Genomic DNA, 25,120 nt, shown 5'->3' with positions numbered 1-25,120 from the left:
ACAATAATGATGAGTAAAAAATCTATTTTAAGATTGTTATCTATTTGCTTTCTACTAGGAATGGTTTCTTGTAAATCCAACGAAAGCAAGGAAACGAAGGTGGTTAAAAAAGAATTACCAGCAAAGCGACCAAACATTATATTTATGATGTCCGATGATCATGCGTACCAAGCCATTAGCGCGTATAGCAATCATTTAATTGAAACACCAAATATAGACCGTATAGCAAATGAAGGTATAAAGTTTACCAACGCTTGTGTATCAAACTCTATTTGCGCGCCTTCAAGAGCAACCATTTTAACGGGTAAGCATTGCCATATTCACGGTAAAGTGGATAATGTGTTTCCGTTTGATGAATCGCAAACTACCTTTCCGCAGTTAATGCAGAAAGCAGGATATAAAACGGCTATGTTTGGGAAATTACATTTTGGTAATAATCCAAAAGGTGTCGATGAGTTTAAAATTTTACCAGGACAAGGCAGGTATTACAATCCTATTTTTGATACAAATGATGGACAAATTACCGTTGAAGGTTATGTTACCGACATTATCATGGACATGACCCTAGAGTGGTTAGAAAAAAATAAGAACGATGATAAGCCATTCATGCTATTCTCAATGCAAAAAGCCCCACACAGAGAGTGGTTGCCAGCACCTCGCCATTTTAAAGAATACACTAAAAAAACCTTTGTAGAACCAGAAACCTTATTTGATGATTACGAAGGTAGAGGAACAGCTGCTAAAACAGCAGAAATGAATTTATTAACCCATATGAATTGGGCTGGAGATTCTAAAATGTATCCAGAAATCATGAAAGAGCTGGGTATTAAAGATAAATCTGGATGGGATTTAGAAGCTTTTGAACGTGAAGTTGGTGCAATGAATGTTGAACAAAGAGCCGTTTGGGATTCTGTTTACAGACCTATGATGGAAGATTTTAAAACGAAATACCCAACCATGAACGACACCGAGTTAATGAAATGGCGTTACCAACGTTACATGCAAGATTATTTAGGTTGTATTGCGTCGGTTGATGAAAATGTTGGTCGTTTGTTAGATTATTTAGATGAAACAGGATTGGATGATAATACCATTATTATTTACACCTCAGATCAAGGATTTTACTTAGGAGAACACGGTTGGTTCGATAAGCGTTTTGTTTATGATGAATCGTTTAAAACACCGTTATTAATTAAATGGCCAAATGTAATTACTCCAGGAACTACAAATACCGAAATGGTTCAAAATTTAGATTTTGCTCAAACTATTTTAGAAGCTGCTCATATTGTTCCGCCTTCAGATATGCAAGGAGAAAGCTTAATTCCATTACTATTAGGTAATGATGACGAATGGACTAGAGACGCTGTGTATTACCATTATTACGAATACCCAGGAATTCACATGGTAAAAAGACATTACGCTATCATTACTCAAGATTACAAATTGGCGCATTTTTATTATGATGTTGATGAATGGGAGTTATACGATCGTAAAAAAGATCCTCAAGAGATGAAAAATGTTATTAGCGATCCCGCTTATGCCGATGTGGTTATAAAATTAAAACAAGAGCTTAAAGATATGCGTAAACTATATGGCGATAGCTCACAGTTAGATCAAGAGATATTAAAAAAATATCTTGAAGCTAAAAACAACCCAGACATAGAAACCGTACCACTTCATTAAAATTAGTACAAGCTAAAATGAGTTTTAAAAAACACATAATTTTTACATTTACGTTGCTGTTAGCAACCCAGTTTTTGCTTGCCCAAAATGCAGAAAAGCATCCAAGATTATATGCAGAACCAATAGAACGTGCTCAATTAGTACAAAAAATTAAAAACGAACCTTGGGCAAAAGCGTCTTGGGAAAATCTTTTAGGTGAAATTGATGTTCATGTAAATCGTCATGTTACCAATCCAGAATGGATGGTGTCTCGTTTAGCTATGTATTGGAAAGATGGCGAACGCTATACGCAATGCTATATTAAAGGACAAGATTGGGATTATGGCGAAGGTAATGCACCATTACCAACCGTAAGATTACCCGGTATGCGTAAATGGAATGACTATGTAAATGTGCCTTTGGAAGATAGAATGCCATATAATGCTTCTGGCGATATGTTGGGTGTTAGTCGTTCTAGTGGCGATAAAACCCCGGTTTTAATTCCGTATAAAGAATCAGGACACATGATTCGTCAAAATAATATGGAGATTTTAAAACTGGTAGAAAAATCGGCTTTTGCCTATTTTATTACTCAGGATGAAAAATACGCTAAGTTTTCATCAGATATTTTATGGACATGGTTACTAGGAACCTATTATATGGAGCCGCCTTTAGATCCTAAAAAATCTACTAAAGGTCCTGGTGGTTACGAGCCGGGAGGCATAATGGGGTATTATGATTATGAAGTTATTCATGATGATAGACAAATGCCCATGGCCATTACCTACGATTTTCTTTACGATTATTTAAATGAACATCCGCATGAGCATTTAAAAACCATCAATAAAAAACCAGTCGATGTTGCAGGAACTGTTTTTAAACGTTTTATAGAAATTGGTTTAATACGAGGAGGAAAAAAAGGAAACTGGAATGTAAATCGTTATAAAAACATATTAGGAAGCATGCTTGTTTTGGAGCCTAATAGCTTTTATGAAGATGGCAAAGGGCGCGAATATTACATACCCTTTTACACCGAAAAGTCTGGAGACCATTATGCCGGCTTACCAGAAATAATGGCCAATTATAACTCAACAACAGGTTTATGGCCAGAATCTCCTGGTTATGCATCAGGCATGATTCCTTATGTTCTAGATATGGGGATTAAACTTTACAAAGCAGGTGTTAATACCTTAGGCGAAAACCCAATTATTAGTAAAGCGTCTTTAGCTAATTTAGGCTGGCTAGATGCCCGTGGTAATTTGGTTGTTTTTGGCGATATGCGTGGCGGTCCAGCAAATATGTCGGCTTTCGAGTCGTTATTAACTTATGCTACATGGGAAGGCGATACCGAAACAGCCAAAGAAATGGCAACCGTAATTCGTAAAAACATAGCTTCAGGACAATACGATAGAAGCGCTTCTAGTTGGAAAGGCATTGTTTTTAATCAGCCATTACAAGGTTCTGGAAATGAATTGCCATTTCATAAAGCAGCCTATTCTCCATTTCATAGACATATTATTATGAGAAATGGAAACGACGAAAATAACGGACTTATGTTTACCTTATATGGTGGTCGTTATCAATCTCATTTGGCTAAAAACGGATTAGCCATGCAGTTTTACGGTAAAGGTTGGGCTTTAGCACCAGATGCTTCGGCTTACGAATCGTATTGGTCTAAAGATGCTGGTTATCACAGAGGAATTACAGGTTCTAATACCATTGTACCGGGTTACAACGAAGGTGACATTACAATAAATGCTATGGACCCTTCGGTAGATGTTACTAAAGGATTTTATAATACGTTTGAAACCTCCGAGCATGTTTCTTTTGCCGATGTTTCAGCTAAAGAGAAAAGACGTTTAGTAGCCATGATTCGTACTTCTGAAACATCAGGTTATTATGTAGATGTTTTTCGTTCAGATCAAAAAAACAACGATTATATTCATCATAATTTAGGCCATAGCGTTTCGCTTAAAAATGCTTCAAATGCACCATTACAATTGGAAGCTGTTAACGATTTAGGTACTAAATATGACAAGAATTATAGTTTTTTCAAGAATCAAAAAAAGGTAAGTTTTTCTGAAGATTTTAATGCTACTTGGGACATTAACAGCGTGTCACCAGCATTACATGTGAATATGTGGATGATGGGGCAAGAAAACAGAGCTCTTTACACGGTTGATGCACCGCCAACAACCTTAAGAAGCGATATTACGCCAGGGCAAGTAAATAAAAGTCCGGAAACAACACCAACTTTAATTGTACGTCAAAACGGTATTAACGGAAAAAAATATCCGTTTGTATCGGTTTTTGAATCTTATGAAACGGGAGAAAAAAATATTAATTCCATTTCAAAAATTAGTCAGTCTACAGATTTAGTAAGTTTAAAAGTAGATTCTAAAAACAGTACGCAGTTTATTTTAAGTGCTACTGAAAATACGGTTTTTAAACCTTCAAAAGCATTAAAATTTCAGGGCACTTTTGGAGTTGCTTCAGAAAAAAATGGAAGGTTTGAATATTTGTATTTAGGAAAAGGTAATCTAATACAAAACGGCAATTTTATTATTGAAGCAGTAAACGAAGCCGTTTCAGCAGCTTTAAAATTTGAAAACGGAAGCTACTTTTATTCTTCTGATAAACCGGTATTTATTCAGACAGATAACATGAAGAAGAAACAATTTCCGGCAGGATATTACATTGAAATTAAATAGAACATGATTAAATACGTCCTTAAAATATATATATCGATTTGTTTTTTAATGGTGACACTTACCGTAATTGGTCAAGGTGGCAACCACCCAAGAATTTATGTAAATAATGAAACAAAATCCGATTTTTTAAATACGCTTGAAACTGTAAGTTGGAAAAAAGACTTAGTTGAAAAGAAGAAACAAAATTTAGAAAAGTATTTGGAGTTTGTAGAGAACGACCCAACCTGGTTGGTATCTCGATTACAAATGAACTGGAATACTAAGCATGATAAGGTCTATTTAAAAGGAGGTAATTTTTCGCATTCTGATGGATCTGCTCCAGTAGCAACGGTGCGCTTTTCCGGAACACGCGATTGGGCAACCGATTATAAACGTCCAAAATTAGAAGATGTACAGCCTTATTTTGACGATCCTAAAGGTTTGTATTTAGAGCATAAAGAAACTGGTAAAATGGAATGGATTCATCCATCAAAAGCTGGTTTTGCTATCGAAAAAATTAACGAGCAAATTATGGGATTAGCTCAAGACGCGGCTTTTTTATATTGGCTTACCAACGATAAAAAATATGCAGATTTTGCAGCACCAGTGTTTTTAACCTATACCGATGGTATGTTTTATCGCGATGCACCAATCGATTTAAAAATGTCGAACCAACAAAATATTTCTGGTTTAGCAACTTTCGAGGTCATTCATGAAGCTATGGTGGTGTCTTTAGTAACGGCTTACGATTTTTTATATAATTACTTTCAAGAAAATAATACCAATTTAGATCATGCTGTGGCGGTGTTTCAAAAATGGGGCGATCAAATTATAGAAAAAGGAATTCCTGATAATAACTGGAATTTATTTCAGGCACGTTTTCTAACGTATATCGCTTTGGTTCTAGAAAGTAACTCAAATTATAGTAATGGTAAAGGACAGGAGTACTTTTTAGATCATACCTTTAATACCTCTACAGATAGACAATTGGCTATTAGAGAATCGCTTTTAGTTTACGATCATGAAAATGGTATGTGGCCGGAATCATCATCGTATTCGGTGCATGTTATTACAACACTTTTACGCATTTTTACACTTTTAGACCATGCAACAAATAACAACGAGTTTTTAAATTATCCTATAGTTGAAAAAGCAGCATTAGCATCCTTTCAATATTTATTTCCTTCGGGATATACAGTTGGTTTTGGCGATGCTAATCATAAAATATTACCACCTGAAAACTTCGAACTTTTAATAGCTAACTACAGAAAGTACGATTTAAAAGAAAAAGAAGCTTTAATTTCTGGTTTGTTGAATCAAATTATAGACGATAAGCTATACAAACGTCATGCTAATGATTATTTCGAATTGTTTTTCTATGTGGATGATTTGGCTCAAGGTGATGTTCAAAATGTGAGTATAAAGGACTTAACGTCACCAACATTTTATGCTTCTAATGTGAGCATGTTTAACCAAAGAATGGGTGAAGGAAATGATGCCGTAATGGTATCTACAGCGGCATCTTATGGAAACCACACACATGCAAATGGTATTTCTATGGAATTGTTTGCAAACAACTATGTTTTAGGACCAGATTCGGGTAAAGGACCAAGTTATTGGCATCCTACATTTAGAAATTATTATGCTCGCATGCCTGCTCATAACACCGTTGTTGTAGATGGTAAGTCTGACTATGCCAACATGCGTTCCTACAATCCGTTTGTTCTGGATAATGCCTATCCAGAATCGGGTAAAAAAGCTGATTTCGATAAAATAACGTTCTCCAAAGTAACTTTTGTAGAGCCAAAAACGAGATCCGATCAACAGCGCTTTACTGCTATTATAAAATCTAATACAAACCAAAAATATATAGTAGATGTATTTAGATCTAAAAAGCAAAAACCTGGAAAACAAAAACACGAATACATTTATCATAATCTTGGTCAATCCTTAGAGTTATTCAATAAACAAGGACGCGATTTAAAGTTAAGTGCAACCAAAGATTTAAGCTCAGATAATGGCGATTTAAAAGCCTACGATTTTTTTAACAACAAAGTTAAAACCCAAACATCAGATGATGTTACGGCCTTATTCACCTTAAAAAGTGAAAATCAGCCAAATAATTATATGAAACTTTGGGTAAAAGGAAGTGACAACCAAAGCATTTATACTGTGGAGTCGCCAAAGTCGAATGCTTTGTCAAAAGGAACTGCACCAACTGAAGTTTTAGATAAACCACTTCCAACTTTAATTTTAAAACGTGAAGAGGCAGCTTGGATTAATCCATTTGCTGTAGTGTTTAATCCGTTTATGGAAGGGCAAAAAAATACGATTAAAAATGTATCATATTCGGCAATGGAAGCGTATCCAAACACACAAATTATTACTGTTGAACAATCAGATAAAATAACAGATAAAATTGTTTTAAATGCTTCTGAAGGCGATGTGGTTGAAAAGGCAGATTTCTTCCAACGCGGATTGTTGTCTATAGAACGGTATTCAAAAGAAAACCTTGAATTTATATTTCTTTCAGGTATGATTAAATACGAACATAACGGTTGGGATATTGTGTCTTCGGGGAATCCTTTTTCAGTGTCTATTGAAAAAACAGAACAAGGATATGTGTTGCAAAACGATGCGCCTATTACCATAAATATGCCTTTCGAAAAAGGAAGAGAACCAGCCGAATTAAGATTGTATGATAACGATGTTTTAGTAGCAAGTAGAAAAGGTACTGTTAATAGAAATAATAGTGATTTGTTGGTGTTTAAATTGGCAAAAGCCTATAGTAAAGTAGAAATCGTTTACACTAAAAAATAAAACAGCTTAAGAAATGATATTTAAAAAGATAGTATTTACCCTTTTGGCCTTATTGTTTTTAGCATCGTGTAATGCTCAAGAAAAAGGTGCTCCAGTATCAAAAGATGTTATTTATAAAGTTGTAAATAACGACTCGTTAATGTTACGCGTTTATTTTCCTGAAAAGTTCAAGAAGAAAAAACAGTATCCTACAATTGTATTCTTTTTTGGAGGCGGTTGGAATGGTGGAAGCATTTCGCAGTTTGAAGATCAATCAAAATATTTTGCCTCGCGAGGTATGGTAGCTGCAATAGTGGATTATCGTGTAAAAAATCGTCAAGGCACTACACCTTTTGATGCGGTTAAAGATGCTAAATCGGCAATGCGGTATTTAAAAGTTCATGCAAAAGAACTTGGGATAGATACCAATAAAATAGTGGCTTCTGGTGGGTCTGCAGGAGGACATTTAGCAGCGGCAACCACATTGCTTCCGGGGTTAAACGAAGCTACCGATGATTTGTCTGTTAGTCCAAAAGCAAATGCACTAGTGCTATATAATCCAGTAATTGATAACAGTGAAAATGGCTATGGTTACGAGCGTGTTGGCGATAGATATTTGGAAATTTCACCAATGCATAACATTACAAAAGGAGCGCCGCCAACATTGTTTTTATTAGGAACTAAAGACAAACATATTCCTGTGGCCACAGCTCAAGATTATAAAGCTAGAATGGACGCCGTAGGTAGCCGTTGCGAGCTTATAATCTATGAAGGTCAAGAACATGGGTTTTTCAATCAATGGAAAAAAGAAGGTCCAAAATACTATAAAGAAACTAATACAGCTGCCGATAAGTTTTTACAATCTTTAGGGTATTTAAAAGGAAAAGCAACACTAAAATAAAAAGCAACACTAAATTAAATTATGAAAAACAACATTTTACTTCTGTTTCTGTTCACGTTTGTATTAGCATGTGCTACAAACACAAAACCCATTGAAATTTATGTTTCTGTTAATGGAACATCGGCAAACGATGGTTCAAAAGCAAAACCGTTTTCTAGTATTAATCAGGCTATCAATAAAGCAAAAGCGCTAAAATCGAATAATTTAGATGCTGAAATAATTATTAATGTGTTGCCCGGAGATTATTATTTAACTCAAGCTATCGAAATTCCTGCGGTTTTAAGTGGTGTTTCAATTATTGGTACCGATGCTTCGGAAGTGCATGTAAAAGGGTCTGTTGTTTTAGATTCTAAATGGACAAAATTTAATGAGAATGTTTATGTAACGCTAGTTGATAACTCATTAGATTTCGATCAATTAATTATTAACGGAAAGGCTCAACTTTTAGCACGTTACCCTAATTATGATGAAAACGGCCATTATTGGCAAGGGTATGCGGCCGATGCTATTTCAAAAGAACGTGTTGCTTCTTGGGAAAACCCTAAAGGCGCACTTTTTCATGCCTTACACGGCGGAAGATGGGGCGGATTTCATTTTGAAATTACAGGTGTAAATGCTGATGGAACACCAATTTTAAAAGGAGGTCATCAAAACAACAGAGGGTCTAAACCACACAAAGAATACCGTATGGTTGAAAATGTGTTTGAAGAATTGGATAGTCCTGGTGAATGGTTCTTAAATAAAGACACTAATAAGCTATACTACTGGCCTTCAGAAGGTGTAAATGTAAATGAAGACCATATTGAAGTAGCCGTTTTAAAAGATTTAATTCAAGTAGTTGGAAGTTTAGATAATCCTGTTAAAAATGTTACAATTAGCAATATCACTTTCGAAAATACCCAACGTACTTTCATGGAAGATTTCGAACCTTTACTGCGAAGCGATTGGACCATTTACAGAGGTGCAGTTGTGTTTTTTGAAGGCACCGAGAACTGTAAAGTTGAAAATAGTGTATTCACCAATTTAGGAGGAAACGTAATTATGGCTAGCAAATACAATAAAGATTTGGTAGTAGAAGGAAACCATATTTACAATTGTGGTGGTAGCGCCGTATCTTTTATTGGTGATCCTTCGGCAGTGCGGTCACCATCCTTTAATTATGGACAATTTGTTCATTTTATAGATATGGATACTGTACATGGACCAAAAAACGAATTATTTCCACGCGAATGTTTAGTAGATAACAATCTTATTTACAGAATAGGTCGTGTTGAAAAGCAAACCGCAGGTGTACAAATTTCAATGGCTATGGATATTACTGTGCGCCATAACAGTATTTACAACGTGCCAAGAGCTGGTATTAATATTGGCGATGGTACTTGGGGCGGACATGTTTTAGAATTTAACGATGTGTTTAATACCGTTTTAGAAACTAGCGATCATGGATCATTTAATTCATGGGGTCGCGATCGTTTTTGGCACCCTAAGCGTGGTAAAATGGACAGCCTTACAACTGCTATTCCAGATATGTATAAGTGGGATGCTATAAAAACAACTATTATTAGAAACAACCGTTTTCGTTGCGATCATGGATGGGATATAGATTTGGACGATGGATCTTCAAATTATCATATTTATAATAATTTAATGTTAAATAGCGGTCTAAAATTACGCGAAGGTTTTAATCGTGTGGCGGAAAATAATATTATGGTAAACAATTCGCTACATCCGCATGTTTGGTTTGCCAATAGCGAAGATGTATTTAAACACAATATCGTTGGCGATACTTATCAAGATGTTGGTTTATTAGGTTGGGGTAAAGATTTAGATTATAACCTATTTCCTAATGAGGCAGCTATGATGAAACCACAAATTTACAATCGAGATAAACATAGTGCCTTCGGCGATCCTATGTTTGTAAATCCTGAGCAGTTAGATTTTTCAGTCTCTAAAAATTCGCCAGCTTTAAAATTAGGATTCAAGAATTTTCCAATGGATCAATTTGGAGTTCAAAAAGAATCATTAAAAAAAATAGCGAAAACACCAGAAGTTCCTAAAATTAAAGATCCTTCAGAAAATGAAAATAATCCGGTTGTAGCTTGGTTAAGAAACCAGCTGAAAAGTATAGAGTCAGAGCAGGAACAATCAGCTTACGGTTTAAATACTGCCGAAGGTGTTATCATATTACGAACATGGAATGGAAGTCCTGCTGTAAAAAACGATGGTATTAAAAAGGGCGATGTTATTCTTAAAGCGTCAGGACAAAAAGTTATTACGGTTAAAGATTTTTTCAGAATTAATTCAGAAAATAAATCTGACAAAATGGAATTGTTAATTATGAGAAACCAGTCCGAAAAGCAAATAACAATTAATGTAAAGTAAAAAAAAGAGCTTTAAATACTAATTATAGTGCCGTAATTGGCCATATTAAGACATAGTTTAAAGAATTTGAACCATCATTTATATTAAACGCCATTTAAAAATAATAAAATTGTAATAGCTTTAGAGTAGCTAAAAAAAATATTGTTCTTTCTTATAGTTAAATAATGGAATACCTCATTGGAATGAGATTTGGTACCTCCGTTTTAAATAAAATTATAGGATAACCTAAAAAATTAAATTAAATAAATATGTTGAAAAAAACACTCTTGGTAGTATTGTTATCGGTTTTCTGTTTAGGAAACGTAAATGCTCAAAAAAAATCGAAAGTAAAAAAACTTTCTGACGATGAACGTATGGAATGGTGGCGCGATTCTAAATTCGGAATGTTTATCCACTGGGGTGCATATTCTATAATTGGAGGGGAACGCGGTACAAAAATAGCCGGTGGTGGCGCAGAATGGGCCATGGATAAATTAGATTATACCGTAGAAGATTACGAAAAATTTCCAGAAATGTTTAATCCTGTTTTGTTTGATGCCGATGCTTGGGTAAGTATGGCTAAAGATGCGGGAATGAAGTATATTGTACTTACATCAAAACATCATGAAGGTTTTGGGTTATGGGACTCAAAAGTATCGGATTATGATGTAATGGATACATCGCCTTTTAAACGCGATATCGTAAAAGAATTATCAGAAGCTTGTAAAAAGCAAGGTATTAAGTTTTGTTTATACTATTCTATTGTAGATTGGCATCATCCACAAGCTCAAGGAAACCTATATCCTAATTATAATATAGCACAACATGATGATCCATCAGTTGTTAATCCGGAGTTTCCTCAGTATTTTAAAAATTACATGAAACCTCAGGTAAAAGAACTTTTAACTAATTATGGTGATATTGGTGTAGTTTGGTTTGATGGCGATTGGATTTCAGACTATACTACCGAAATGGGTAAAGAACTTTACAGTTTTATTCGTGACATTCAACCTAACACTATTGTAAATAATAGAGTTGATAAAGGTAGGACAGGAATGGATGGAATGAACAATAAACCAGGTCAGTTTGCGGGAGATTTTGGAACACCTGAGCAAGAAATTCCAGATACAGGTATCGATACCGATTGGGAAGCTTGTATGACTATGAATGGTACTTGGGGTTACAAACCAGCTGATAATAAGTGGAAAAGCAGTGAGGATTTAATTCAGAAATTAGTAGATATCGTATCTAAAGGAGGTAACTTTTTATTAAACATTGGACCTGATGGCTTTGGAAGGTTTCCAGCGGAAAGTATTCGTCGTTTGGAGGCTATGGGACAATGGACAAAGAAAAATGGAGAATCTGTTTATGGCGCTTCTGCTAGTCCTTACGAAAAACCAAAATGGGGACGTTACACAGAAAAAGATGGTGTGTTATATGCGCATGTTTTCGATTGGCCAAAAGATGGATTATTAAAACTAAATAAAGACGTTAAGTTTAAAAAGGTAACTATGTTAACAGATCCTGATACGGAATTAAAAGCATTAGGAACTTCTAGAGAAGTTATAGTTGAGGTCCCAATGATGGCTCCAGGCTATCCTGTTTCTGTTGTAAAAATAGAGTTAGCTAAATAATGTTTTTTTAAAAAGCTTTTAAAGCAACTTAATAATTTTAAAAATAACATTGTAGGGCGCTTTATGCGAACTACAATGTTTTTTTTTAAAAGATGAACGATTTAAAAATATGATAATGAAAAAAATCAATCCATCCATACTATTTGCATTATTTACTATAGTTAGTATTAGTTCTGTTTTTGCTCAAGGGCAGGTAGGTGTTCTAAAACTTTCAGATGGCGAACAGCTTTCCGAGTGGAAAAAAGCAAATGATGAAGCTTTTAATGGTACTACCGAAAGTCCTTTTGAAAAACCGAGTTGGGGAAGCTACACCAAAAAAGATGATGTTGTTTATGCACATGTTTATGATTGGCCAGCAGATGGAAAACTAATAATAGATAGATATATGAAAGTTAGGAAGGCTTATTTAGAATATGGAGATAAAAAATTAAAAACAGAATTAGTCGATGGCGATTTAACAGTGTTTTTACCTAAAGAAGCTCCAAATAGTATGGCTACAGTTGTTAAAATTCAATTAACACCAACTGAAGATTGGGCGAATTTAAACCGTTACAGACAAGCCAATGAGCAATTAAAAGCACCAGCTAAAAAAGAACAACGCATAGTGTTTATTGGGAATTCAATAACTGATAACTGGACTAGAGACCACGGGCAATTTTTTGAGGCAAATCCATCATATGTAAACCGTGGTATTAGTGGGCAAACGAGTAGCCAAATGTTAGTAAGGTTTAGGCCCGATGTTATTGAGTTAAAACCAAAAGCTGTAGTTATTTCGGCAGGTACAAACGATATAGCAGGAAACAGAGGCGAAATTAGTATAGCACGTATTGCAGGAAATATTTTTTCGATGGTCGAATTGGCCCAAGCAAATAACATTAAAGTGGTTTTAGCCTCCGTGTTGCCAGCATCTAGTTACTCCTGGAGTCCATCTATTGAACCAGCAGATAAAATTATTGAATTAAACACGTTGCTCAAGGCGTATGCTAAAGATAACAAGGTTGTGTATTTAGATTATTATGCGGCAATGGTTAACGAAAATAAAGGGTTGAAAAAAGATTTAGGTCGCGATACAGTACACCCAAATGCTGCAGGGTACGATGTAATGGAGCCGCTGGTTCAAGCAGCCATTAAAAAGGCTTTAAAATAGAAGTTTAGTAAATTATAAGTGCTATTTACTATGAGATATCAAGTTTTAATAATTTTTGTGTTCTTTCTTTTTTCTTGTAATAAGCAAGACCAAGACCCACCTAAAAATGTATTAATTATTTGTATCGATGATTTACGACCAGAATTAAAATCCTTTGGTGCCAATTATATTAAATCGCCAAATATAGATGCCTTGGCAAACAAAGGTGTAAAGTTTACCAATCATTTTGTAAATGCCCCTAGTTGCGGCCCATCGCGATATACCTTATTAACAGGGCAATATGGCTTACAGTACAGAAAACAAAGTAACGGTGCACTATTTGCTAGAGCCGAAGATGAATTAACAAATGCGAAAAAGGTTTCACCTAGTATGCCAGAGTGGTTTAAACTAAACGGTTATACAACGGTTTCTGTTGGTAAAGTGTCGCACCATCCTGGAGGTCGAGGTGGCACTAATTGGGATACTGATTCGATTATTGAAATGCCAGGAGCCTGGGATAAGCATTTAATGCCTGTTGGAAGTTGGAAAACGCCTAGAGGTGCTATGCATGGTTTGGCAAACGGACAAGCAAGAACTCCAGATCATCGCGCTGTTATGGAATCTGTAGACGGTTTAGATACCAGTTACCCAGACGGATTAATTGCAGAAGAAGGATTAAACCAAATAGAAAAATTAGCAGCTGCCAAAACGCCTTTCTTTTTAGCTATAGGTTTAATAAAACCACACTTACCTTTCGGCGTACCAAAGAAGTATTTAGATATGTATGAAGGTGCAGAGATTCCTGAAATTCAACACCCAGAAAAACCGCAAGGGAAAACAACTTGGCATCCATCAGGCGAGTTTATGAAGTACAATCGGAATAACAAAGACCCAAGAACTGATAATGAATTTGCCATGGAGTTAAAACGATATTATGCGGCTTGTGTGAGTTATGCCGATAAACATGTAGGCGATATTTTAAAAAAGCTAAAGGAAACCGGAGCAGATAAAAATACTATAGTTGTGCTTTGGGGAGATCATGGATGGCATTTAGGAGAACACGCTATTTGGGGTAAACATAGTTTGTTTGAAGAGTCATTACATTCCCCATTAATTATTTATAATCCCGAAATGAAAGAAAACGGGCAAGGTATTGATGCCATTGTAGAAACCTTAGATGTTTTTCCAACGTTAGCAGAATTATGCAAATTGCCAAATCCAGATTTTGTACAAGGTAAATCGTTAGTACCGGTAATAGAGAATAAAGAAGAAACTTCAAGAGCTGCCATTGCCTATACAGCTAAAGCAACCACTATTCGTACTTCAAAATACCGGTTTATAGAGGCTGCAAGTGGTAGTATGGAACTTTACGATCATGTTAATAATCCTGATGAAACCAAAAACATAGCTAAAGAAAATCCAGCAGTTGTAAAGGAGTTAAAAAAATTACTTAATGATAAAATTGGTGGTGTATTGTATTGGAGTTTTTAAAAAAGGTTGTCGAATTATTTTAGATAATTTAAATGAAATGTTCATGATTTTATTTTTTAAATCTATGAGCTTAATAAAAAACAAAAGTATAATATGAAGTTTTCAAAAAAAGTAGGGGGTGGTTTACTGATAGTGATTTTAGTAACCAGTTGTTTTTCAGAAAAAAAAGAAGCAGCAAGTTTAAATCTTGACAAAATTCTTGAATCAAATGTTTTAAAAACTAAAGAAACTTTAAAAACATTAGTTTCAGCAGATAGCTTTCCCAGAAATGTAGAGAAAGGCTCTAGAAATTGGAAGCTTGTTGGTGTAAAAGATTGGTGTAGTGGTTTTTGGCCTGGTGTTCTTTGGTATGCTTACGAAGCTTCAGGAGATGAATATATAAAAAAGGAAGCTGAGAAATTTACGTTACCAATAAAACAAATAGCTTATTCATCAGCATCAGATCATGATATTGGTTTTCAAGTATATTGCAGTTTCGGTAATGGTTACAGACTTACTGGAAACACGGAATATAAAGAGGTTATGTTAGCAGCTGCAGATACTTTAGCAACGCTTTATAATCCTATTGTAGGCTCAATTCATTCTTGGCCAATGAAACCACAATACCCTCATAACACCATTATTGATAATATGATGAACCTAGAACTTTTGTTTTGGGCAGCTAAAAATGGTGGTTCAAAAAGGTTGTATGATATAGCCGAAAGTCATGCCGAAGTAACCATGAAGAACTTAGTGCGACCAGATTATTCTACCTATCATTTAGGGGCTTTTGATAATAAAACAGGTGCTTTTTTAAGGGGTGTGGCGCATCAAGGTTACGCCGATAATTCTATGTGGGCACGCGGACAAACATGGGGTATTTATGGACTTGCCTTTTCATATAGAGAAACGGGAAGGGACGATTTTCTTGATACTTCAATAAAACTTGCCGATAAGTTTTTGGAACGCTTACCCCAAGATGGTATTCCTTTTTGGGATTTTGATGATCCTAAAATTCCTAATGCACCAAAAGACGCATCGGCTGCAGCAATTGCTGCATGTGGAATGCTAGAGTTAGCAAATTTTGTTAAGGAAGATGCATTAAAAAATAAATATTATAACGCTGCTAAAGGGTTTATAGATCTATTGTCTACCGATAAGTACTTGAGTGGTAATAAAAATCAGGGGTTGTTATTGCATTCTACCGGGCATCACCCAAAAAACTCTGAAATTGATGAGCCAATCATTTATGCCGATTATTACTATATGGAAGCATTGTTAAGATTAAAGAATTGGAAGTCTTAATAACTAATACTTATAAAAGCTGAAAATAAAGACAATAGACAGATGAAGAAATCTTTAATTCTAATAATAACATTGTTTTTCGGGTTAACACTATTTGCACAAGATGGAAACGATATTGCTTCCAGTAGTTTTTCTATTTTAAATTGGGTGGTTTTAATCGTGTTTTTGTTGGGTACGACACTAATAGGTGAGTTAGTTAAAAACAAGGACAAAGGTTTAGATGCTTTTTTTAAAGGCGGAAACAATTTACCATGGTGGGCAGTTTCGTTATCGCTTATAGCTACTAAAACCAGTGTTGCTACGTTTATTGCGGTTCCGGCTTTTATTTTTTCAATGCAAGGGAATCTAACCTATTTGCAAATGACAATAGGTTTTGCCTTAGGAAATGTCTTATTCGTTTATGTGCTATTAAAGGAATATTACGAAGAAGGTGTTTTTAGTCCATACGATTTTATTCAAAACAGGTTAGGGGTAAAAACTAGTCAGTTGTCTCGAACCTTTTTTATGATAGGAGCAACCATGAGTCAAGGTGTACGCTTATTAGGTACAGCGTTAGTGCTAAGTGTTATAACGGGCCAAAGTACCGTAGTATGTATTGCTATTATAGCTTTGTTCGCGGTTGTTTGGTCGTATATTGGCGGTATAACTACTGTGGTATGGACTGATGCTATTCAGTTTGTAATCTTTATTTTTGGAGCCTTTTTTGCCTTGTTTTATGCCGTTGGCGATATTCCGGGTGGCTTTGGTGAAATGATGGCTATTGCAGATAAAAAAGCAAAGTTAGTATTATGGGATTTATCCTTAGATCCGCATAAAACCTATACGCTTTGGGTAGGGATTTTAGGTTGCACATTTTTCGAATTTGGCTCTAATGCCGTCGACCAAGTGGTAACGCAACGTGCCTTATGCTGTAAAAATCTTAAAGAAGCACGAAAAGCTGTAGCTTTTTCTGTTATAGGTGTTGCCACAACCTGGATTATGGCCTTTGTTGGAATCGGCTTAGTGGCCTATTACGATATTAACCCATTGTCCTATTTGGTAAGTGCTTCAATAAGTGCAGAACCCGATAGAATTTTTCCGTATTACGTAGTTAACGAATTACCAAACGGAATTTCTGGATTAATCATTGCCGCTATGTTTGCCGCAGGTATTTCAACTTTAGACTCTGCGTTAACCGCACTTTCTCAAACCAGTGTTATGGGCGTAGGAACCTTAATTGTTCCAAAACTAAAAACCATGGACGAAAATAAAGTGGTTAAAATATCTAAAATAGCAATTATTGTTTGGGGTGTTATTTTGGCGCTTTTAGCCTATGGGTTCAGTTTCTTCCAAGATGGTGGGTTGTTGGCATTAGGCTTTAAAGTACCGGGCTATGCTTATGGTACTTTAATTGGGATAGCATTTTTAGCATTAATGAGAAAAGGATCCTTTACAGGCATTTTAATAGGAGCCATTTTAGCCATTTTGGTTATAGGCCTTATGCATTACGAGGGTATTAGCTTCTTTTGGTGGTTTCCGGTAGGTGCCTTAGTAGTTATAATTGTAGCATTGCTACATTCAAAATTAAATAATAAAACAGCTGTAGTTTAAAATAAAAATTGAAAAAAGATAAATGAAAACATTTAAGACAACATTAATAGAAGGATACGATGTAATAGTTGTAGGCGGCGGAGTTTCAGGAAGTCATGCAGCCATTGCATCGGCAAAAACCGGAGCTAAAACATTACTTATCGAGCAGTTTGGTTTTTTAGGTGGGTCGTTAACAGCTATGGGTGTTGGTCCAATGATGACGTTTCATAACAGAGCAGGAAGACAATTGGTTTTTGGTTCGCCAAACGAAATGGTAACTAGGTTGGTGGCAAAAGGGGCTAGTCCTGGGCACATCTTAGATGGTACAGGCTATTGTTCTACAGTAACACCTTTTGATGCTGAAATGTTGAAGGTAACCCTAGAGGATATGGTTATTGAGGCAGGAGCAGAAATATTATATCACACCCGATTAATTGATATTTCAAAAGAAGGAAGAGAAATTAAATCAGTATTTATTCATAACAGAGGAGGCATACAAGAAATACCGGCAAAAGTTTTTGTTGATGCTAGTGGAGACAGCGAAATTGTAAAACTATCTGGAGTACCTTTTACCGAAGGTCGTCCGGAAGACAATAAATCGCAACCCATGACCACCAATATTAAAGTGGGGAATGTGAATACTGAAAAGCTTCGAGAATACATGATTAATAATTGGGATCAGTTTGATGCCGAAGAGCGATCTGATGATAAAGCCGAAATTTTGAAAAAGACCAAGCGTATTTCAACTTGGGGGTTTTACGATTTATGGAATAAGGCGAAAGCTAAAGGCGAAGTAACTGTGCCAAGGGACAACGTGCTATTTTTTGAAACCAATACCGAAGGGGAGTTTATTTTTAATACATCGCGTGTGCTAGGTTTTAATCCATTAAACCCATTCGATTTAAGTAAAGCGGAAACTTTAGGACGTAAACAGTGTGTTGAGATTTTTAATTTCCTTAGAAAATATGCACCAGGTTTTGAAAACGCTACTTTTGTAAGTACCGCACCGCATATTGGTATTCGTGAGTCGCGTCATCCACATGCAAAGTATGTGTTATCTGCCGAAGATTTAATTAACGAAGTACGTTTTAAAGAACCTATTGCTGTTGGAGGTTATCCATTGGATATTCATTCTCCAGATGGTGGCGATACCGATACCGTACACTTAAAGGATGAAGGCGCTTATTACATTCCAAAAGATTCATTGTTAACTAATGAGGTCGATAACTTAGTGCTCTCTGGAAGAGCCATTGGGGCAGATCATCACGCAAGTGCAGGGTTACGAGTAACGCCAATTGCTATGGCCATAGGGCAAGGTGCCGGAGCTATGGCAGGTTTATCTGCTATTAATAAAGTATGGCCTAACGACCTAGAATATGCCAAATTAGAAAAGGAACTTAAGGATCATGATGCTTATTTAGGATAGTAACCAAATATTAAAACAAATTTTTATACAATGCCAACCAAAAATCTAATTGTTCTAGTTATTTTATTTTTCAGCATCAGCGCTTTTGCTAATAATAATAATAATAATAATATCATTTTAAGTAATGTTCAGCAGTCTAAAGCAGCAAAAGTAAACGAAACTATCAGGTATGCATTCCAAATTAAGAATAACCATGATACCGAGCAAGTTTATGCTATTCAAATTAAAAACCCAAGAACCTTAGCTTGTCAGGTTACCATTAAGGATACACTTATTTCAGTGAAAGGTAATCAAGTGTATCATGGTGAGTTTTATGTAAAAGTAAGTAACAGAATTCCTGTTGGAGGTCAAGAATCTAGTTTTTTGGAAATACAAAACAAAGACAGTAAGCGTAAAGAAACGTTAGAGTTTATTACCGTTCGCTATAAACCTCATCCATTTCTTTTGGTAACAGGCGAGATTTTAAAAGAAGCTAAAGCAAAGGCCGAAAATGTAGATTGGGCAAAACAAAATCTAGATGGTCTTATCGAATTTGCAAATGCTTATAAAGTTCCAGAAAGAAAGGTGGTCGATAAACCAAGACCGGTTAAACGCTGGAAAAGTTTAGCGTATAAAGCAGCAGATGGTGAAGCTCTTTTTAAAGTGGTATTAGCCTATAAGTTTACAGGGAATAAAGTCTATTTAAACAAAGCGGTTAAGCTCGTTAATGATGTTTGCGACCCAGAAGAGGGCTATTTATCTCTTGGTGCTGCTACAACAGGGGTGCAAGTGCACGAAGGCTTCTTTTTTATGTATTTGGCATTAACCTGCGATATTTTATATGGTGAAGATGTTTTATCTGAAAAAGAGCGAACAAACATTGAAAAATCAATGCGTCTTTATTTAAAACAGGATAAGGCACATATGGATCCTATTGGTATAATGAATCATCAAGCAAGTGCTAATGTTGGAGCTGTTATAACATCCCTTTTCTTGCAAGATATGGCAGCCGTTAATCATTTTGTTGAAAGCGATGGCGGACTAATAGATCAAATGACTAAAGGTATTATGGCAGATGGTTGGTGGTTTGAAGGAACACCAGGATATTGCTATTTGGTAACAGAAAGGCTCTGTCTTACGGCCCAAGCTTTTGAAAATTACGGATGGAATTTATACGACAGACGTTTTCCTACTCGATTTAAAAGTAAAGATTTTGAAAATGCCAAAGAAGGATTTACAGGAATGAAATTTGATATTTGGGGACCTACAGGAAGTAGCACCCGTGGACTTAAGGACATGGTGAGCGCCTATATTCCTATGATGGATGAAGATGCCAATTTAATTCCTAATAACGACGGAACAGTGGCTAAACCCCATGAGTTTTACGAATTGGCTTATAGGCATTTTAATGGTAACGATTTAGCATGGGTAGTTAGTAAGTCTAAAAGAGATAGCTGGGAATCTTTGCTGTATGGCGTAGCCGAATTGCCAGAAGTTAAAGATCCTAGAACAGAATCAGATTACGTGTCTAATGTTGGTTTGGTAGCCTTACGCTCTCAGCCAAAAGATCAAAATCCTAAAGACCAAATTCAGGCCTATTTTAAGTTTGGTACACATGGAGGTTGGCACGGGCATTTGGATAGAACCGGAATGACCGCTTTAAACCGATATGGTCATAAATATTTTGGAACCGAAATGGTGTGGTTTGGCTATGGTGATCCGGGGTATAAGGAAAGTGTACAAGCATCTGCAACACATAATATGGTTGTGGTCGATGCGTTGCAACAAGAAGCCTTACCATCAATCCAAACATTGTTTTTTAAGGGCGATATCATGCAAGCGACTGTTGTACAAACGGAAGCTAGATGGCGCAGAATTCCAATATTTAACAAAGAATTATTTCCGCCATGGAATGATTTTGATTTCGATCCAGATTTTAAACCTGTTTTACAACGCCGATTATCGGTAGTCACAAATGATTACGTCGTGATAGCCGATTATATGAAAGCGCCACAAAAACATACTTACGATTGGATGTTACACCCAATAGGATTGCAGTCTATCAATGGCGTAAAAGCCAAAGGAACTCTAATGCCAAAACTAAGTGAAGATTTAAATTCTCAATACAAATACTTTACAAACGCACAATGGTACCAAACAAAAAAAGGAACCAAAGTGATGTTTCAAGAAAAAGATATGAAGTTAGATGTTCACACACTCTGGCCAAAAAAAGCAGAAGTGTTTACTGCAACTTATCCTAATGGCGGTGCACCAAGAGGGATAAGAAATAATCCGGATAGAGCGACTTATGGTGTTCGGGTTAAAAGTGAAGAAACACAGTTTTTAACGGTGCTAGAACCTTACAAAGGAAAGTCTTCAATCGAAAAAATAGAATCAAATAATGCAAATGAAGTAGTAGTTTATTTAAGCGGTGGCAGAAAACAAGTTATTACAGTTACCAATTTCAAACAAAATGATATTAAAATCAAGATAGAAGACTATGTAAACGGTAAGCTACTACATACCGAAACTACGATTCAGAATTAATAAACTTTCAATATTTCAAATGAAAAATATAATAAGCTCAATTTTACTATTAACAGTAGTGTTTTCGGTAAAAGCCACAAATACTTCACGCGATACTATTTTTATAAATTCTGTAGAAAAGTTAGCCAAATACGCTAAAAAGAGCAATGTTTTGGTTAAAATGAAACCTGGTGAATACCATGTAAATTCTATTAAAATTGGAGCCTTAAGTATTTTTAAATATGGTGAAAATAATAAGAAGGAAGGCGATTTTCGTATAGGTTCTCTTATTCATTTTTCTGGTAATAATAGTCAGTATTTTTTAACGGGAGTAACTTTAAATATTGATGGAAAACTACATAAAAACTATCCTAAAAGTGAGTTTAGTGAGTTTTTGGTAAGCGGCAACAATAATTATATAGAAGGATTAAAAGGAAAAGATATTGGTAGTCACGTTCCTGCGCATCGCGTGCAAATGTTGCGCGTTATGGGAGATGATAACACCATAAAAAATGCCGATTTATTTGTTCATGGCTCTACACCATACGGTTACGGACATTTGTTAGGTAAAGGCGGAGGAGCGCTTGTTCCTTTGCATAAGCATTCGGTTTTGTTGGTAGAAGGCACCAATACTAAATTTTTTGGATGTAAGGTGGTAACGCATGCCTTTGGTCATGGCATTTTTATGCAAGGCGCTGTAAACACACTTTTTAAAGATTGTTATGTAGAAGGTAAAATGAGACCAACTAACGATATGCTGGCCGAAACTTCTGGATTAGCTTTTAATGTTGGATTTAAAAGTGATTATCCGCCAGGTAAAATTCAACCTAACGAAATCAAATCATTATCTGAAGATGGTATTAGAACCTACCCTTCTGGAGGTTTAAGCGGAAGACGAACACAAGGTGTTACCGTAATTAATTGTACGGTTAAAAATATGCGTTCTGGGTTCGATTTAAGCTCTAATTTACCACCAACTAAAATCGTGGGCTCTACCGCTGTTGGTTGTCAAGAAAAAGGGTTTTCTATTGGTACAGATGGTGTTATTGAAAACTCTAAAGGTGATGCCTTATACGGTCCGTTAATCACGTTTGTGGGAAACAATGTAAAAAACTGTAAAGTCGATTTAGAGTTAACCGATGCCGTAAGTGCGTATAACGTATCGCGCTTAGCAGAAATTAATGGTTCGGGTCATCATATTACCATTCGTAATTACCAAAATAAAAAGCGAAGCATTGAATCTCCTATTGTTTTTGGTGAATCTTTTTGGGATGATGTGCACCGTTACAGAAAACCAGATGCTAAACACGGTGCTTTTGCCGGAGCTAAAAACATCCAGTTATTTAATTATACAGGCATGCCTGTAAAGCTGAATGATTTGTCTATTAATTGCACCGTAACCAACCTTGAAGAAAAGAAACATGTTATTAATGCAGGGGTTGGTGGTAATTCTACAAATAATTTATTAGCACGAGTAGATAAAGATGTTGTTGCAAAGCAACCAGATTTAGTAATCATGATGGTTGGTACAAACGATATGTTGAATTCCAAGAAAATGATGGATTATAAAACATACACCACTAACCTAGAAACTTTAATTAAAAAAATTAAGTCTAGTGGCAGTGAGTTGGTATTAATGAGTCCTATTCCTGTAGATAGTACTTTTCTCTTTACTAGACATAACAGAGCTTTGTTTAAAGAAACCCCAAACCAAAAAATAGATAACGTTGGCGAAATTATAAAAAACTTAGCCCGAGAAAATCAGGTGTATTTTTACGATTTAAACGCCGAGTTTAAAGCATTAAACTTACCAGTGCACAATCAAGATATTCTTATTAGAAATATGAAAAATAGTGGAAAGGAAGATGGTGTGCACCCGACAGCTTTGGGCTATCGATTTATAGCGCATCATGTATATGATTTTTTAACCCATAATAAACTTTTAAAACCCAATCAAAACATAATTTGTTTTGGCGATTCTATTACTAGAGGAGGAGGGCAAGGAGCCAATTATCCTACTTATCTCAATACATTAATCCAGCAGTAATCGGAGTGCTTTTAAAGGAATAATGTGGTTAGTTTTAATTCCTCTAGAAATTATAGTTTTTAATCATTTTTTTACACCAGTAAGACTATTGTTTAATGAAATCCCCTAAAAAAGTTCATAGTTTATACAAAATGAACGTTGATTTATGCAAGAAAAACTAAATCGGACTTAATTTTATGTGTATCAAAATTTAAACCTATGAGATTAACTAAATTGTGTTTTTTAAGCTTGTCATTTCTAATTTTGTTTGTGTCTTGTCAAGATGCTAGAGCTAAAGCTAAAGATGAAGTTGTAAGTATTCAAAAAGAAATTATAACAGTAAATTCACTTTCCGATTTTAAAAAGTATATCGATAAAGATGATGTTAAAATAAAACTTGCCCCTGGAAATTACCAAATAGACCAAGCTAAAAGTATCCGATTTATAGCAGTTACAGGAAACAATTCACATTACGATTTAACTGGTGTGCGGTTTATGGTAGATACCAAGCTCTTTAGTCGTAAAGATTTGGCTAAAAGCGACGATGGTAATAGCATGTATTGTGCTATTGAGATTTCAGGAAACAATACTGTTTTTGAGGGTTTATATATTGAAACCTACGGCGATGCATCTGGCCTACAGAGTAAAAACAAAATATTTAATGTTGTTGGAGAAGGTATAGTACTTAAAAACGTTGAGGTGCGTACTTCTGGATCAAACCCTTGGGGTTATGGCTATTTATACGGTTTAGGCGGTGGCGATGTTAGAAAAATGAATGGCATTCGTGTAGGCTATCCTGCAAAAAATGTTTCCCTTATAGGTTGTAAAGTGCATATGCGCGCCATGGGGCATGCTATATTTTTACAAGGCGCAGAAAACACATTGATTGAAGATTGCCATGTCGATGGCTTATTACGTACTACAGATGCTATTTTAGCTGAAACTTCGGGCTATGGATTCGATAGGGATTTTTATGCTTTAAAACCAAAACATGCTCATAAAAACGGCTATGTAGAAGGTACTGTAATTGGACTTGATGGAAAGATTTTACCAGGAGAAATAGTATCGCTTAGCGAAGATGGCATTCGTTTATACCCTGAATATCAGGGACACCCTACTAAAAATACAACCGTAAAAGATTGCTCTGTTTTTCAAATGCGAAGAGGGATTTGTGTAGGTTTAAATAAATTTGGCGATAAAGTTATTAATTGTGTAGTGCGCGACTGCGTTACAACAGGGTTTAATGTAGGTAACGAAGATGTTGTGATTAATTGTAGTGCCGATGCAAAATATGGAGAAGCCTTTGGAGTGCCTTATACTAATGCCAAAAATGCTGCCGTAAATATTAATATTTTAGACAGTCGCAATGGAATGGCTAATAATATGTTAGCTAAAATTAATGGAACAGGGCATCATATTGTTATAAAAACTGGTAACGACGATTTTATACCTAAAGACATGGCTATTAAACTTTCAGTTTGGGAAGGCTACGGTAATTACAATTCAAAAGCGACCATGCATGCTACCAATATTAAGCTTGAAAATAAAACACAAACACAAGTTTTAAAACATTCAGGCACCCAAAATTTAGAGGTAGAAAGTAAAGGTCAAGTTATAGAAGTTAAGTCTTAAAAGCCTTCATGTAA

At 35.5% G+C, this 25,120-nt stretch carries 14 protein-coding genes; all 14 read left to right on the top strand.

Going from position 1 to position 25,120, the window contains the following annotated elements; genetic code table 11:
• Nucleotides 1–6: 6 nt before the first annotated feature.
• The 14 genes from HNQ90_RS11275 to HNQ90_RS11210 all read left to right on the top strand — a co-directional run bounded on the left by HNQ90_RS11275 (nt 7) and on the right by HNQ90_RS11210 (nt 25,106).
• Entirely contained in the window at nt 7–1,683 is a 1,677-nt protein-coding gene (locus HNQ90_RS11275) for a sulfatase family protein (RefSeq protein ID WP_206669642.1), read from the top strand.
• A 17-nt stretch (nt 1,684–1,700) separates the two neighbouring features.
• A complete protein-coding gene (locus HNQ90_RS11270) occupies nt 1,701–4,373 on the top strand; it encodes an endo-acting ulvan lysase-like protein (protein ID WP_144116215.1) in 2,673 nt (890 codons plus the stop codon).
• Nucleotides 4,374–4,421: 48 nt separating this feature from the next.
• A complete protein-coding gene (locus tag HNQ90_RS11265; RefSeq protein WP_144116216.1) occupies nt 4,422–7,172 on the top strand; it encodes a heparinase II/III domain-containing protein in 2,751 nt (916 codons plus the stop codon).
• A 13-nt stretch (nt 7,173–7,185) separates the two neighbouring features.
• A complete protein-coding gene (locus HNQ90_RS11260; RefSeq protein ID WP_144116217.1) occupies nt 7,186–8,052 on the top strand; it encodes an alpha/beta hydrolase in 867 nt (288 codons plus the stop codon).
• A gap of 21 nt (nt 8,053–8,073) precedes the next feature.
• Nucleotides 8,074–10,434 carry a PDZ domain-containing protein gene (locus HNQ90_RS11255; RefSeq protein WP_144116218.1) on the top strand — a complete coding sequence of 787 codons (2,361 nt, stop codon included), beginning with the start codon at nt 8,074–8,076 and terminating at the stop codon, nt 10,432–10,434.
• Between the two features lie 248 nt (nt 10,435–10,682).
• The gene (locus HNQ90_RS11250) at nt 10,683–12,047 is read left to right on the top strand and encodes an alpha-L-fucosidase (protein WP_144116219.1); all 1,365 of its coding nucleotides are present in this window, start codon (nt 10,683–10,685) and stop codon (nt 12,045–12,047) included.
• A 115-nt stretch (nt 12,048–12,162) separates the two neighbouring features.
• On the top strand, nt 12,163–13,194 hold the full coding sequence (locus tag HNQ90_RS18000; RefSeq protein WP_241678350.1) for an SGNH/GDSL hydrolase family protein: 1,032 nt from the start codon (nt 12,163–12,165) through the stop codon (nt 13,192–13,194).
• A gap of 30 nt (nt 13,195–13,224) precedes the next feature.
• Entirely contained in the window at nt 13,225–14,664 is a 1,440-nt protein-coding gene (locus tag HNQ90_RS11240) for a sulfatase (RefSeq protein WP_144116220.1), read from the top strand.
• Between the two features lie 93 nt (nt 14,665–14,757).
• Entirely contained in the window at nt 14,758–15,948 is a 1,191-nt protein-coding gene (locus HNQ90_RS11235) for a glycoside hydrolase family 88 protein (RefSeq protein WP_144116221.1), read from the top strand.
• 42 nt (nt 15,949–15,990) lie between these two features.
• The gene (locus HNQ90_RS11230) at nt 15,991–17,538 is read left to right on the top strand and encodes a sodium:solute symporter family transporter (protein WP_144116222.1); all 1,548 of its coding nucleotides are present in this window, start codon (nt 15,991–15,993) and stop codon (nt 17,536–17,538) included.
• 22 nt (nt 17,539–17,560) lie between these two features.
• Complete coding sequence (locus HNQ90_RS11225; protein WP_144116223.1) at nt 17,561–18,943, top strand: FAD-dependent oxidoreductase; 1,383 nt, start codon at nt 17,561–17,563, stop codon at nt 18,941–18,943.
• A 30-nt stretch (nt 18,944–18,973) separates the two neighbouring features.
• On the top strand, nt 18,974–21,469 hold the full coding sequence (locus HNQ90_RS11220) for a hypothetical protein (RefSeq protein WP_144116224.1): 2,496 nt from the start codon (nt 18,974–18,976) through the stop codon (nt 21,467–21,469).
• 19 nt (nt 21,470–21,488) lie between these two features.
• A complete protein-coding gene (locus tag HNQ90_RS11215) occupies nt 21,489–23,495 on the top strand; it encodes an SGNH/GDSL hydrolase family protein (protein WP_144116225.1) in 2,007 nt (668 codons plus the stop codon).
• 198 nt (nt 23,496–23,693) lie between these two features.
• Nucleotides 23,694–25,106 carry a hypothetical protein gene (locus HNQ90_RS11210; RefSeq protein WP_144116226.1) on the top strand — a complete coding sequence of 471 codons (1,413 nt, stop codon included), beginning with the start codon at nt 23,694–23,696 and terminating at the stop codon, nt 25,104–25,106.
• Nucleotides 25,107–25,120: the final 14 nt, after the last annotated feature.

The organism is Algibacter amylolyticus (assembly GCF_014202225.1).
Lineage (GTDB): Bacteria > Bacteroidota > Bacteroidia > Flavobacteriales > Flavobacteriaceae > Algibacter_B > Algibacter_B amylolyticus.
Note: the sequence above shows the minus strand (reverse complement) of the source record. Positions and strands in the feature narration are given on the sequence as shown.

Bases quoted from the DNA above. Each gene is read 5' to 3' on its own strand.
- HNQ90_RS11250 (WP_144116219.1), top strand. From the start codon at position 10,683: ATGTTGAAAAAAACACTCTTGGTAGTATTGTTATCGGTTTTCTGTTTA.
- HNQ90_RS11220 (WP_144116224.1), top strand. From the start codon at position 18,974: ATGCCAACCAAAAATCTAATTGTTCTAGTTATTTTATTTTTCAGCATC.
- HNQ90_RS11230 (WP_144116222.1), top strand. From the start codon at position 15,991: ATGAAGAAATCTTTAATTCTAATAATAACATTGTTTTTCGGGTTAACA.
- HNQ90_RS11260 (WP_144116217.1), top strand. From the start codon at position 7,186: ATGATATTTAAAAAGATAGTATTTACCCTTTTGGCCTTATTGTTTTTA.
- HNQ90_RS11265 (WP_144116216.1), top strand. From the start codon at position 4,422: ATGGTGACACTTACCGTAATTGGTCAAGGTGGCAACCACCCAAGAATT.
- HNQ90_RS11235 (WP_144116221.1), top strand. From the start codon at position 14,758: ATGAAGTTTTCAAAAAAAGTAGGGGGTGGTTTACTGATAGTGATTTTA.
- HNQ90_RS11255 (WP_144116218.1), top strand. From the start codon at position 8,074: ATGAAAAACAACATTTTACTTCTGTTTCTGTTCACGTTTGTATTAGCA.
- HNQ90_RS11210 (WP_144116226.1), top strand. From the start codon at position 23,694: ATGAGATTAACTAAATTGTGTTTTTTAAGCTTGTCATTTCTAATTTTG.
- HNQ90_RS11215 (WP_144116225.1), top strand. From the start codon at position 21,489: ATGAAAAATATAATAAGCTCAATTTTACTATTAACAGTAGTGTTTTCG.
- HNQ90_RS18000 (WP_241678350.1), top strand. From the start codon at position 12,163: ATGAAAAAAATCAATCCATCCATACTATTTGCATTATTTACTATAGTT.
- HNQ90_RS11225 (WP_144116223.1), top strand. From the start codon at position 17,561: ATGAAAACATTTAAGACAACATTAATAGAAGGATACGATGTAATAGTT.
- HNQ90_RS11270 (WP_144116215.1), top strand. From the start codon at position 1,701: ATGAGTTTTAAAAAACACATAATTTTTACATTTACGTTGCTGTTAGCA.
- HNQ90_RS11275 (WP_206669642.1), top strand. From the start codon at position 7: ATGATGAGTAAAAAATCTATTTTAAGATTGTTATCTATTTGCTTTCTA.
- HNQ90_RS11240 (WP_144116220.1), top strand. From the start codon at position 13,225: ATGAGATATCAAGTTTTAATAATTTTTGTGTTCTTTCTTTTTTCTTGT.